Source organism: Nocardia sp. NPDC050435 (assembly GCF_040655395.1).
In the GTDB taxonomy this organism is placed as follows: domain Bacteria; phylum Actinomycetota; class Actinomycetes; order Mycobacteriales; family Mycobacteriaceae; genus Nocardia.
The window spans coordinates 74,048-88,269 of the sequence record NZ_JBFAJW010000002.1 but is presented as its reverse complement, the minus strand read 5'-3'; the positions used below and the strand labels follow the sequence as shown (position 1 = coordinate 88,269).

Here is a 14,222-nt window from a genome sequence, read left to right as displayed (position 1 = left end):
CAAGGAGTTTCGTCGTTGACGCGCATCGATGCAGTTCGATCACTGTCGGATTCGATTTCCCGGAACGCGCGCCTGTGGCCCGGAAAGGTGGCCTTCGGTGACCGCCGGCGCGAGGTCACCTACGCCGAGCTGGCGTCCCGGACCGCGCGCTTGGCGGGGCATCTCGCCGATCTGGGGGTGGCCCGGGGCGAGCGGGTGGCGCTGAAGCTCGGCAACACCGTCGAGATGGCCGAGGGCTACCTCGCGGTGTGGCGGGCCGGCGCGGTCGGGGTGCCGATCAACGCGCATGCCTCGCCGGCCGAGGTCGGGCATATTCTCGCGGACAGCGGCGCGTCGGTCCTGATGACGACCTCGCGCACGGCGCGCGAACTCGCCACCGAACACCCCGGACCGACACTGATCGTCACCGAGGCGGGTCCGGAACCTCAGCCGCACATCGTCTTCGAGGATCTGGCCACTCGTGACCCGGTGTCGGCGGCGCGGGACGATCTGGGGCTCGACGAGGTCGCCTGGATCCTCTACACCTCGGGGACCACGGGACGCCCGAAGGGAGTGCGGTCGACGCTGCGGCAGTCGCTGTGGGGGACCCAGCACTGGTATGTCCCGGTGCTGGGAATGTCGCCGGACGACCGGCTCCTGTGGCCGGTGCCGCTGTCGCATTGCCTGGGCCACCATCTCGGGGTGCTCGGGGTGGTGTCGGTCGGTTGCGGCGCCACCCTCATCGACGGATATTCCGGCGGCGTGGTGCTGGACGCGCTCGAGCGCTCCGAGGCGACCATCCTGGTCGGCGTTCCCACCTCGTTCCATCGGCTGGCGCAGGCCGTGCGGGAGGGCGCCGCGCCCGCACATCGCTTGCGGGCGGCGTTGACCGCCGGCGCCGTGGTCTCCGCGGAACTGACCGCGGAGGTGCAGGAACTGCTCGGGGTGCCGCTGCTCAACAACTACGGCTGCACCGAGGCGTGCGGCCCGATCGCGGCGATGGATCCGCCGGGCGGACGCGCGCGGCACGGGGTCGGCCGCGCGGTGGAAGGCGTTCGGGTGCGCATCGTCGACCCGCACAGCGGCCAGGACCTGGCCGACGGCCGGGAAGGCGAGATCTGGATCAGCGGGCCGAACCTGATGCTGGGCTACCACAATCAGCCGGAGCAGACCGCGGCGGCCATGGTCGACGGCTGGTTTCGCACCGGCGATCTTGCCGTCCGCGACGCGGACGGCACCCTGAGCATTTCCGGTCGTATCAAGGAACTGATCATCCGGGGCGGGGAGAACATCCACCCCGCGCAGATCGAGGACGTGGTGCGGGCCCTGCCCGGCGTGGCGGACGCGGCCGTGGTCGGGCAACCACACGAGGTGTTCGGGGAAGTGCCGGTGGTGTTGCTGGCGCTCGCATCCGGTGATCTCGACGTGGCGGCCTTCGTGCTGGCCTGCCGCCGGGCGCTGCCGCACGCGAAGGTGCCCGTCGATGTCTTCGAGATCGCCGCGGTGCCGCGCACTCCCTCGGGCAAGATCGTCCGGCAAGCGCTGGCGGGACTGCCCCGGCGCTGGCTGGGAAGTTCTGACGGCGCCCGGGGCCGGTGGGCCGAACTCGACTGGGTACCGCGCCGGCCCGGCCGGCGTCCCGGCGGCGCGGCCACCGAGTCGATCGTGTTGTCCGGCGATCCGGCTCCGGCGGACCAAGGTCCGGCGACCGTCGTCGCGGGAGTCGCCGCGTTGGCCGCCGATGTCCGAACCGCACTCCGGGACACGGAGACCGTGGTCGTGGTGACGCGCGACGGAAGTTCGGCTCGCGCCGTCATCGATCCCTACCAGGCGGCGTTGTTCGGAGCGGTGCGTGTCCTGCAGGACAGGTATCCCGGTCGAGTAGCGCTGATCGACGTCGCCGGCGAGACGCCCGACACCGATGACACATTCGTGCGCGCGATTGCCAACGCCGCGGGGGACGACCAGCTCGTGGTTCGCTCGGGTGACCTGGTCGAACCACGCTTCGCCGGCGTCGGACCGGCGGTGCCGGGCCCGGTGCGCCCCACCCTGGGCGATCCGTCGGCGAACCTCGTCGTGCTGTCCGAGGTGCCGGACGCCCGGCTGGTCGAGCATCTGCGGCAGTGGTCCGGCCGGGCCGGAGTGGTCTGCGTGGAGTCCGTGGACGACATCGCCGAGCAGTTGGCGCCGACTGGAAGCAGTTCCGGCACAGCCGTATTCGGTCGTCTCGACGGCGATCGCGCACGGGCGATGGCCCAGTTCCTGGACCTGTGCGCGTCGCTCGGGGCGCGGGACCGCCCGACCCGGGTCCTGCTGATCCTGGCCGAGGACACCGAGGACCAGCACGCCGTGCTCACTGCCGGGACGATCGGCTGGTTCGAGGCCGTCCTGCGCAGCGCGCCCGGCGTACACGGCACGCTGCTGGTCTGCACCGGACAGCCCGCGGATCTCGATCTGCCCGCGGTCTTCGACGCGATGGCGCGCCGGGACACCCCGCCGGTCCTGTACCTCGGGCGGAGCCTGACCGACCACGAGTCCTGGGACCGATCCGACGAGCGCACCCTGGCGGATCTGACCGCCGGATTGAGTGAACACCCGCCCGCCGAGGCGCTGGCGCTGTTGACGCGGCTGGTCCAGGACGCGGTGGCCGCGGCCCTCGGCGACCAGATCGTCGACGGTCCGGCACTCGCGCCCGAAATGTCGTTCAAGGACCAAGGTCTGACGTCCATCGGCGCGGTGCGCATCCGCAACGCCCTGGTCCGCGAAACCGGTCTGGACCTGCCGGTGACCGTCGCTTTCGACCATCCCTGCGCCCGGGAGCTGGCCGAGCACCTGGCCCGGCTGATCGGGGTCGGCGAGCGCCCGGCGCCCGCTGCCGAGACCACCGTGGTCCCCGGCGATCCGGACGGCGCGCCGACCGAACCGGTGGCCATCATCGGGATCGGCTGCCGGTTCCCGGGCGGCATCGAGTCCGCCGACGCGCTGTGGGACGTGGTCGCCGAGGGCCGCGACGTGCTCGGCGCGTTCCCGGCGGACCGGGGCTGGACCCGCGAGGAACTGGACCTCGACACCGGCGGATTCCTCACCGGCGCCGCCGATTTCGACGCCGAGTTCTTCGGTATCAGCCCGCGCGAGGCGCGGTCGATGGATCCGCAGCAGCGGGTGCTGCTGGAGGTGGCCTGGGAAGCGATCGAGCACGCCGCCGAGAATCCGGCGGCCCTGCGCGGATCGGACACGGCCGTGTTCGTCGGCGCGATGTATCAGGACTACACCGCCGAGAATCGCGACCGGGTGAGCGCGGCGGGGCTCTCCGGTGTGCTGTCCGGCCGGCTGGCCTACACCCTCGGGTTGCTGGGGGCGGCGGTCACCGTGGATACCGCCTGCTCGTCGGGCCTGGTCGCGATTCATCAAGCGGCGCAGGCGCTGCGGTTGCGGGACTGCGCGCTCGCGCTCGCCGGTGGCGTGACGATCATGTCCACGCCGAGCGTGTTCGCCGAATTCGCCCGGCAGGGCGGTCTGGCGGGCGACGGGCGGTGCAAGCCGTTCGCGGCCGCGGCCGACGGCACCGGATTCGGGGAGGGCGCGGCGGTCCTGCTGCTGGAGCGGCTCTCCGACGCGCGCCGGAACGGGCATCGAGTGCTGGCGGTGATCCGCGGCTCGGCGCTGAACCAGGACGGCAGGTCCAACGGCCTGACCGCACCCAGCGGGCCCGCCCAGCAGCGGGTCATCCGGCGGGCGCTGGCCGATGCGGGCGTGCCCGCCGGCGAAGTGGACGTGGTCGAGGCGCACGGCACCGGCACGACGCTCGGCGACCCGATCGAGGCGCAGGCGTTGCTGACCACCTACGGCCGGCAGCGCACGGCGGAGGACCCGCTGTGGCTGGGTTCGGTGAAGTCGAATATCGGTCACACCCAGGCGGCCGCGGGGTTCGCCGGCGTCATCAAGATGGTGATGGCGATGCGCCACGAGGTGGTGCCGCCGACCCTGCACGTGGATCGGCCGACGCCGCACGTGGATTGGTCGAGCGGCACCATCCGGCTGGCCACCGAATCGCGGCCGTGGCCGCGGGCGAGTCGTCCACGCCGGGCGGGGGTGTCCTCGTTCGGTATCGGGGGGACCAACGCGCACCTGATTCTGGAGGAACCTGCCGCCGAGGCGCCGCTCGCGACCGAATCAGCTGGGCTGGAGCTCATTCCGTGGGTGCTGTCGGGCCGGAACCGGGCCGCGCTGGCAGCGCAGGTGACGCGCCTGGCGACCCTGCTCGAGCGACATCCCGAGCTGGATCCGGTGGATATCGGCTACTCGCTGCTGACCACCCGGACACTGTTCGAGCATCGAGTGGTGGTGTCCGGCCGCGACCGGGACGAGTTGGGGGACGGACTGTCCCGGGTGGCGAAAGAGCTGACCGCGCAGGACTGGACACCGGAACCCGTCGACCTGGACCAGGCCGCCTGGACCGAGACGTTCACCCGGGCCGGCGCCCGTCGTGTCGCGCTGCCGACGTATCCCTTTCAGCGCGAGCGGTATTGGATCGCGCCCAGTGCCGGGCCCGGGGCCATCACCGCCGCCGGACTGCGGGTGCCGGACCACCCGCTACTGGGGGCGATGGTCGAACTCGCCGCCGATGGTGGTGTGCTGCTCACCGGGCGATTGTCGCTGTCACGTCTGCCGTGGCTGGCCGATCACCGCATCCAGGACCGAGTGCTGCTGCCCGCGAGCGCGCTGCTGGAACTGTCGTTGTCCGCGGGTGCGCGAGTGGGCTGCGAGCGCCTGGCGGAATTGGTACTGAGCGCGCCCCTGGTGCTCCCGGCGCACGGTTCCGTCGAGGTGCAGGTCGCGGTGAGCAGAGCCACGACCGCCGGCGAATACCGGGTGAGCGTCTTCTCGCGGCCGGGTGCCGAACCCGATTCCCCGTGGACGACGCACGCCACCGGCACCTTGACGGCCGCCGGTCCGCACCCACCCGTGCTCGAGACCGCGCCTTGGCCGCCGCCGGGTGCGCAGCCGCTGACCCGGCCGGATCACTACGACCTGGTCGCCGCACGGGGATATCAGTACGGCCCGGCATTTCGCGGCCTGGGCGCGGTGTGGCGCCACGGCGCCGACATCCTCGCCGAAGTCGCCCTGCCGGAGGCGATCCGGGCGCACGCGAACGAGTTCGGTGTGCATCCGGCCTTGCTCGACGCGGCTTTGCAGGCCATCGCCGCCGCCGAGACGGCGGAAACGGCCGGCGCGATGCGGCTGCCGTTCGTCTGGGAGGACGTGCAGTTCTTCGCCGGCGGTCCGGCAGCACTGCGGGTCCGGTTGCGGGCGCTGGGCGGCGATCGTTTCGAACTCGCCGTCTCGGACCCGCACGGCCGCCCGGTGGCGCGCGCGGCGGCAGTGGGCTTGCGCCCGGCCGCGCACGCGGGATCACTGCCGGGCGCCGGGCAGCTCTACGAAATGACCTGGGCACCCGTGGCTCTCGCGCCCGCCGCGACCGGCGAGTGGACGACGCAGGACGCGACCGAGCGCTTCACCGGTGCCAGCCGGTCGGCGGTCGTGCTGCGTTGCGCGGCAACGGATCCCGAGGGTGACGTGCCCGCGGTGGTTCGCGTGCGGGTCGGGGAGGTGCTCGATCGGGTGCAGGCGTTGCTGGCACGCGATACCGCCACGATCGTGCTGGTGACGCACGGTGCGGTGGCCGTCGGCGACGCCGGCGGCGTGGACGACCTCGCCGCGGCGGCGGTATGGGGGTTGCTGCGGAGTGCGCAGAACGAATATCCCGGCCGGATCATCCTGCTGGACGTCGACGACCCCGCGCGCTTTCGCAGCGCCGTCGCCGCCGCGCTGTCCGGCGGTGAGCCCTATCTGGCGCTGCGCGACAACACTTTCCACGTGCCGCGGCTGGAGCCGCGCGGTGACGGCACGGTCGGCGCGCCGGAGCTGTTCGCCCAGGGGGACTGGCGCCTGATCCATCGCGGCGCGGGTACTTTCACCGCCGAGAATCTGGTGCTCGACGCCGTGCCGGACACCACCGATCTGGCGCCGGGGCAGGTTCTGGTCGCATTGCGGGCGACCGGACTGAATTTCCGCGACGTCCTGATCGTGTCCGGGATGTACCCCGACAACAGCACGCCGCTCGGCGGCGAGGGCGCGGGAATCGTGCGGGCGGTAGCGCCGGACGTGACCGACCTGCGGCCCGGTGACCGGGTGCTGGGGTTGTTCGCCGGGATGGGGTCCACCATGGTCGCCGATCGCCGGGCGCTTGCTCCGATGCCCCCGGGATGGACCTTCGCCCAGGCCGCCTCGGTGCCGGTGGTGTTCGCCACCGCCTACTACGCGCTGGTCGATCTCGCCGCCGCGACCAGCGGCGAGTCGCTGCTGGTGCACGCGGGCACCGGCGGGGTGGGTATGGCCGCCGTGCAACTGGCCCGGCATCTCGGCCTCGAGCTCTACGCGACGGCGAGCACGGCGAAGTGGGATGTGCTGCGGGAGATGGGCATCGCGGACGACCGGATCGGCGACAGCCGCACCGCCGGCTTCGAGGCCGTATTCGACGCGGCCACCGGCGGGCGCGGTGTCGACATCGTGCTGGACTCGCTGACCGGCGACCGCGTCGACGCCTCGCTGCGGCTGCTGCGCCCCGGCGGGCGCTTCATCGAAATGGGCGTGGCGGATCTTCGCGACCCGGCCGAGGTCGCCGCCCGCCACCCGGGTGTGCGGTACCGCCACTTCCTGCTGATGGAGGCCGGGCTGGACCGCATCCAGCAGATTCTCTCCGACCTGATGGTGCTGTTCGGCCGGGGCGTCCTGACACCGCCGACGCTGACCACCTGGGACGCGCGCTATACCCCGCAAGCCCTGCGGTTCCTCCGGCAGGCGCGGCACGTCGGCAAACTCGTGCTGACGATCCCGCCGCCGCCGCGCCCGGACGGCACCGTCCTGGTGACCGGCGCGTCCGGTGGCCTGGGCGCCGGCCTGGCCCGGCACCTGGTGCGTGCGCACGGCGTCCGGCGACTGCTGCTGGCCGGCCGGCGTGGTCCGGATGCGCCCGGGGCCGATCGCCTGCTCGCCGACCTGCGGACGCTCGGTGCGCACGTGGATCTCGTGGCATGCGACGTCGGCGACCGGGCGGCGCTGACGCGGCTGCTGGCAGGCATCCCGGCGGCGCATCCGCTGACCGCGGTCGTGCATGTCGCCGGTGTCGTCGAGGACGCCTCGTTCCTGGCCCAGACCCCGGATCGGGTGGCGGCGGTGTTCGGCCCGAAGGTCGATGCCGCCTGGCACCTGCACGAGGCGACCCGCGACCTGGATCTGTCCGCGTTCGTGCTGTATTCGTCGATCGCCGGGGTGCTGGGCACGCCGGGCCAGGCGAATTACGCCGCGGCGAACAGTTTCCTGGACGCCCTGGCGCTCCGCCGCCGCCGGGCCGGGCTGCCCGCCACCGCCCTGGCCTGGGGCTTGTGGGACAGCCCCACCGGGATGGCGGGCCGGCTCGGCGACCGGGACAAGGCCCGGATCCGCCGCGACGGCATCCTCGGCCTGTCCGAGGCCGACGGACTCGCGCTGGTGGACCAGGCGCTGGCGTTCGGACCGGCCTGCGCGGTGGCGGCGCGTTTCGATCTCGCCGCCCTGACCACCCGCGCCACGGGATCGTCGCTGCCGGCGGTGCTCCGGAATCTGGTGTCGGTCCGGTCGGCCGCACCATCGGAGGCGGGCAAGCTCGAATCGCGCCTGGGCGGCAAGACGGCCGGCGAACGAGAACAGCTGGTATTGGACGTGATTCGCGAACATGCCGCGGCGGTACTCGGGCACCGCGGCTCGGGGGCGGTGGCGGCGGACGCGCAGTTCAACGACCTCGGCTTCGATTCGATCGGTTCGGTCGAGTTCCGCAATCGCCTGCGCGCGGTGACCGATGTGGCGATCCCGACGACGGTCGTCTTCGACTACTCCTCGCCCGCGGCGCTGGCGCGCCACATCAGCGACACGATGGGCGGCGAGCGGCACGGCACCACCGGATTGCTCTCGCTCGTCGAGGAGTTGAGCGCGCGGATCGGCGCGGCGGACGTGGCCCGGACCGATCTGGGCGCGGTGGCGCTGCGGCTCGGCGAGTTGCTCGGCCGCCTCGACGAGGTCACCAGCGACACCGCCCGGGCGGCCGGCCCCGAACTGGCGGCCGCCGACGACGAAACCCTCTTCGAATTCATCGACCAGTGGCGCGGGTCGGCACAACCCAACCAGTGAGGCCACCGAAGGCCACGAGTAACCGATCACGAGCCGGAGCTGATATGCGAACGCTACTCATCGACAACTACGACTCCTACACCTACAACCTCTTTCAGCTGATGGCGGCGGTCTACGGCTGCGAACCCGTGGTGTTCGCCAACGACGACGAGGCGCTGCGCACGATCGCACCCGATGCGTTCGACGCACTGGTGATCTCGCCGGGCCCGGGCACCCCGAGCACACCGCGCGACATCGGGATGAGCCTGGACCTGATTCGCCGGAGCGGTCTGCCGGTGCTCGGCGTCTGCCTGGGTCATCAGGCGCTGGCCTACGTCGCGGGCGCCGACGTGGTGCGTGCGCCGGCGGCGCGGCACGGGCACCTGGAACAGATCCGGCACAGCGGCAGTGACCTGTTCGCCGGCATCCCCCAGGATTTCACCGCCGTGCGCTATCACTCGCTGTGCGTCGAATCGCCGTTGCCGCCGGAGCTCGAGGTGACCGCGTGGTCGGCCGATGGCGTGGTGATGGGTCTGCGGCACCGCCACGAGCCGTGGTGGGGGGTGCAGTTCCATCCGGAGTCGATCGCCACGGAGCACGGCGCCCGCCTGCTGGAGAATTTCCGGGCCCTGGTGGGGGCGGACAGCGACGGTACCTTGCCGGGGCGGAACGATTTTCGTGCGGCACCGGCCGCCGCGCCCGCGGCGCGGTGGCGGGTCGACTATCGGCGGATCGACGCGGCGATCGATACCGAGCGGGCGTACCGTGCGTTGTTCGCGAACGACGTGCACTCGTTCTGGCTGGACAGCAGCCGCGTCGAGCCGGGCCTGTCGCGATTTTCCTACCTCGGCTCGGCCGCGGGTCCGTCCGGCGAGACACTCACCTACGACGTCGCTTCGGGCATGGTCGGCGTCCGCGACGCCGACGGCGCGACCCGGACCGAGCTCGGCTCGGTGTTCGAGGTGCTCGAGCGGCGGCTGGCCGAGCGGGCGCTGCCGCCGACCCCGGAACTGCCGTTCGACTTCACCGGCGGCTACGTCGGATATTTCGGCTATGAGCTGAAGGAGGAGTGCGGCTCGCCCAATAAACATGTGTCCTCGTATCCGGACGCCCTGTGGATGTCGGCCGACCGCCTCGTAGTCGTCGATCACGAGAACGACAGCACCTGGGTGGTCACGGTGTTCCGCGATGACCCGCACGCCGCCGCCCGCGCCGGCCGGTGGCTCGCGGAAACCATGGATCGGCTCGCCGGGTGGGCCGCGGCCGCGGGCGCGGCGAGGTCGGCCGCGCCGGGTTTCGACCCGGAACCGTGGCTCGTGCAATCCCGGGAAACCTACGAGCGCAATGTCGACGCGTGCATCGATCAGTTGCGGGCGGGGGAGAGCTACGAGATCTGCCTGACCACCATGGTGGAGGCGCCGTATCGCGGCGACCCGCTGGAGCTGTACTGCCGGCAGCGACGCACCAACCCCGCACCGCACGCGGCGTATCTGCGGTTCGGCGAACTGCACGTACTGTGCTCCTCGCCGGAACGGTTCCTCCGGGTCTCGCCGGAGCGCGTCGTGGAGTCCAAACCGATCAAGGGCACCGCGCCCCGCGATCCCGATCCGCGGATCGACCTGGCGCTCGCGCGAGAGCTGGCCGGCAGCGCCAAGACCCGTGCGGAAAACCTGATGATCGTCGACCTGCTGCGCAACGACCTGGGCCGAGTCTGCGACATCGGCAGCGTGTCGGTGCCGGGGTTCATGCGAGTGGAGTCCTACGCCACGGTGCACCAGCTGGTGTCGACGATCCAGGGCCGGTTACGCCCCGAAGTCGGGGTGATCGAGGCGGTGCGGGCCTGCTTCCCCGGCGGCTCCATGACCGGAGCGCCGAAACTGCGCTCGATCGAGATCACCGATGAGCTGGAGGCGCAGGCCCGCGGCATCTACTCGGGCACGCTCGGTTTCCTCGGAGCCAACGGCACCGCCGACCTGAACGTGGTCATCCGCACCGCGGTCATCCACGACGGCCTGCTGCGTGCCGGCGCGGGCGGAGCGGTCCTGCTGGATTCGGACGCCGCCGCGGAGTTCGACGAGATGATGCTCAAGGCGGAATCGGCGTTGCGGTCGGTGGCGCCGGAGGACGTTCGTTCCGACAAGGTCGATGAGATCGGCTACCCCTCCGATGTCCCGGCCTGACCCGAACCGGCGCTCCCGCGCCACCTCCGGAAGAGGTGGCGCGGGAGCGGTTTCGGTCGGATCAGGACTTCGAGCTGTCGGCGTGCTGCGGCACCGGCTGCAGTTCGGCGGGAGCGCGCACCCGAGAGTGGCCGGCGCGGGCCATGAGGCCGGCGAGCGGGCCGGGGGCCCACCAGTTGGCCCGGCCCATGAGCTTCACGCTGGCCGGGACCAGCAGCATGCGCACGATGGTGGCATCGATGAGCAGACCGATGATGACGCCGACGCCGATCAGCCGGATCATGGTCAGCGAGGTCAGCGAGAAGGCCACGGTCACCGCGACCAGCAGGAACGCCGCCGCCGTCACGACCCGGCCGGTGTGGGCGATGCCGGTGCGGATCGCGGTGTCGGTGTCGTCGCCGTCGACGTGCGATTCGACCATCCGCGAGAGCAGGAACACCTCGTAATCACTGGAGAGCCCGAACACCAGCGTCGAGAGCATCAGCGCGATCGGCGCGAACATCGGCCCCGGCGTGATGTCCAGCAATCCCGCCCCGTGCCCGTCGACGAAGATCCAGGTCAGCAGCCCGTAGGTGGCGCCGAGACTGATGGCCGCCATCAGCACCGCCTTCACCGCCAGCACCAGCGAGCCGAAACTCAGCAGCAGCACCAGGAAGGTGGCCAGCACCATGAAGCCCAGCATCGCCGGGATGCGCTCCTTGGTGGCGGCGATGCCGTCCTGCGAAACCGCCGTGGTACCACCGATTTTCAGCGTCGTCCCCGGTTCGGTGGCGAGCGCGCGCAGCTGGTCGACGGTGCGCTGCGCGGCCGGGCTCCGTTCGGCGTCGGTCATTCTCGCGTAGACGACCCCCGAATCGGGGCCCCCGACCGCCTCCACTCGGAAGACGCCGGGCACGCGTTCGGCGGCACGGGTGATCGCGGCCAGCTCCGACGCACTCGCCGGCGTCCCGTCCGCGTGCTGGGCAAGGAGTTTCGCACCGGTGCGGGCCAGCGGGAAGTCGGCGTAGAACCGATCCATCGTGACCCGTGCCTGCGCGTCACTGGGCAACCCGTTGTGGTCGACATCGCCGATCTTGATGCCCGCCAGCGGCAGCAGGCAGACCACCAGCACCGCCGTCACCGCGGCGAACACCGCGATGGGCCGCCGCAGCACCCAGTCGGCGAAATTGCCCCAGAAGGTCACCGAGCGCTGCTCGACCCGATCGATCACCCCGCGCCGCCAGGCCAGGGCGTTGATCCGGGGCCCGAGCAGCAGCAAGGTGGCGGGCAGCACCGTCAGGCACACCACCACCGCGACCGCCATCGCCGCCAGGCCGCCGTAGGCCAGCGAGCGGATCAGGGCCAGGTCGAAGAACATCATGCCGATCGACCCGCAGGCCAGCAGGATCGCCGAGGTGCCGACCGTACGACCGGCGGTGACCATCATCGCGCGGACGGCGTCCTCGGTGCTGCTCCCGGCACGCAGTTCCTCGCGGAACCGGCTGACCATGAACAGGCTGTAGTCGACGGCCAGGCCCAGCCCGATCAGCGACGCGGTGTTGGCGGCGAAAGCGGAGACCTCGGTCCACTGCTGCAGCAGCCGCAACGCGAAAAACGCGCCCAGCAACGACAATCCGGCCGCCGCGAGCGGCACCGCGGCCGCCACGAAGCCACCGAACACGAACAGCAGCAGAATCAGCATCAGCGGGAACGACACCAGTTCGGCGCGCACCACATTGGTCAGCACCTCCTGGTTGTACGCGTCTGCGACGGCCGCGATACCGCCGAATCGAACCTCCACCCCGGGGATCTCCAGGTGCTCCCGGACATCGAGGTAGGTGCGGATTCTGGCGTCCTCGTCACCGGCGAACGCGAACGTCGCCAGGCCGGTGCTGCCGTCGGTGGAGCGGAAGGCCAGCTTGGTCAGGTCGGAATTCGGGATCGACCAGTAGGTGCGCGGCGCGGCGACCATGCGGTCCGGGGCGATGTGCTCGAAGGACGCCGCGACCGCCGGCCCGAGCGAATCCAGCGACTGCCCGTATTGCGGGCGGTACAGGACGATCAGGTCGCTGGCATCGATGCGGCCGAAATTCTGCTCGATATACTCGTCGACGTAGGTGGATTCGCTGTCCGGGTCGGTGAATCCGCCCAGGCTGAGGTGATTCATCACCCCCAGACCCCAAATTCCCGCGCCGATAATTGTCACTACCACAAACGCTAGAATCGCACGCGGGCGCGCGACGAGAATGTTTCCCCACCAGTGGATCATGGCGGTAATCCTAACCGAAATAGCCGTACAGGGAATGGTTTCGGCGGCGTCTCGGTTCTCCGCTATTTCGTCGACGCGGCCTGATCCGCGGTGTGCGCGGGTGTGCTGATGTGATAATTCGCAAGGTCCGGATCGCGACGCATCATGGTGCGATGCTCGCGCGGCGTGAAGGGCCACAGATCCGGGCTGCCGTCGGCGCCGAGATACCAGCTCCGGCAGCCGCTCGTCCACACCGTATTCGGCATGGCCGCACGGATTCTCGCGTTGTATTGCTCGGCGGCCGCGCGGGTCGGCTCGACGGTGTCCAGTTCGCCGTCGCTCCAGCGCCGCACCCAGCCGAGGATGTGCTCGGCCTGCCATTCGGCGACCACGGTCAGCGGAAAATTGCCCACCGGGCTGTTCGGGCCCAGGAGCAGAAAGACATTGGGGAATCCGGGCAGTGCCACGGTTTCGAATGCGTTCGGACCGGTCTCCCATTCTTCGTGGATGGTTCGGCCATGGGTGCCGATCAAATTCATGGGACGCATATAGCTGCGCGGGTCGAACCCGGTCGCGAGCACGATGACATCGAGTTCGTGGAGTGTGCCGTCCGCGGTGACGATCCCGCGCGGCTCGACACGCTCGATCGTGTCGGTCACCACCGACACATCCGGTCGCTGCACGGCCCGGTAGAAACTCGTCGACACCACGATGCGCTTGCACAGCGGCACGTAGTCGGGAGTCAGTGCCCGGCGCAGCTCGCGATCGCGGACCCGAAGCAGGTTGGCCCGGCAGATCCACGCGGCGGCGGTGCGCCGCCAGCCCGGATTGATCACCGCGTCGAACAGGAACTCGCAGCTGAAATGGATGGTCCGGTAGCTGAGCCGGTCCAGGACCGGATAGCGCCGCCGCAACCATCGGGCGATGTCGAAGTATCGCGGATTAGGCACCGGCAGCATCCACTGGGCGGTCCGCTGGAACAGGGAGAAGTGCGCGGCTTTTCCGGCCAGTGCGGTCGTCAGCTGCACGCCCGTCGAGCCGGTGCCCACCACGCCCACCCGCTTGCCGGTGAGCTCCGCGCTGTGATCCCAGCGTGCGGAATGAAAGATCGCACCCGCGAAACTCGCCATTCCGGGTAGCTCGGCGACATGCGGATTGTGCTGAATTCCGGTAGCGCACAATACGAAATCGAAAACTTCCACGCTGTCGTCGGTGCGCACGGTCCAGGCCGCGCCGTCGAATTCGGCCGACCTGACCTCGGTGTCGAATCTGATGTGTGGTGCCAGGTTGAACTGCCCGGCGACGTCGCTCAGATACCGGTCTATTTCCGGTCCCGGTGAGAAGAAACTGGACCACTCCGGATTGGGCGCGAAACTGAATTGGTATATGCGAGACGGCAGATCACACGTCAAGCCCGGATAAGTATTGTCCCGCCACACCCCGCCGAGCGCGGAACGCTTCTCGAATATCGTGAAATCGGTGAACCCGGCGCGCTGCAATGTTATTGCCATGCAGATACCCGACATGCCGGCCCCGATGACCGCGATCCGCGGTGAACGCGAGCGGGCCGAGGAACGCGATGAGCTCATGGTAGCCGAGGCTAAGGGCCGCCGTAGCGGGCGTCAACGGAG

Annotated in this window: 4 protein-coding genes; 2 read left to right on the top strand and 2 right to left on the bottom strand. The window is 70.5% G+C overall.

Features of this window, described 5'->3' with window-relative positions:
• Window positions 1-15 precede the first annotated feature (15 nt).
• Entirely contained in the window at window positions 16-8,205 is an 8,190-nt protein-coding gene (locus AB0I43_RS04535; RefSeq protein ID WP_356974580.1) for an SDR family NAD(P)-dependent oxidoreductase, read from the top strand.
• A gap of 44 nt (window positions 8,206-8,249) precedes the next feature.
• A complete protein-coding gene (gene pabB, locus AB0I43_RS04530; RefSeq protein ID WP_356974581.1) occupies window positions 8,250-10,364 on the top strand; it encodes an aminodeoxychorismate synthase component I in 2,115 nt (704 codons plus the stop codon).
• A 61-nt stretch (window positions 10,365-10,425) separates the two neighbouring features.
• Here the strand turns inward: pabB and AB0I43_RS04525 are convergent, their stop codons facing one another.
• Both AB0I43_RS04525 and AB0I43_RS04520 read right to left on the bottom strand, forming a co-directional pair.
• On the bottom strand, window positions 10,426-12,510 hold the full coding sequence (locus AB0I43_RS04525) for an MMPL family transporter (protein ID WP_356974582.1): 2,085 nt from the start codon (window positions 12,508-12,510) through the stop codon (window positions 10,426-10,428).
• A 164-nt stretch (window positions 12,511-12,674) separates the two neighbouring features.
• On the bottom strand, window positions 12,675-14,180 hold the full coding sequence (locus AB0I43_RS04520) for an NAD(P)/FAD-dependent oxidoreductase (protein WP_356974583.1): 1,506 nt from the start codon (window positions 14,178-14,180) through the stop codon (window positions 12,675-12,677).
• Window positions 14,181-14,222 lie beyond the last annotated feature (42 nt).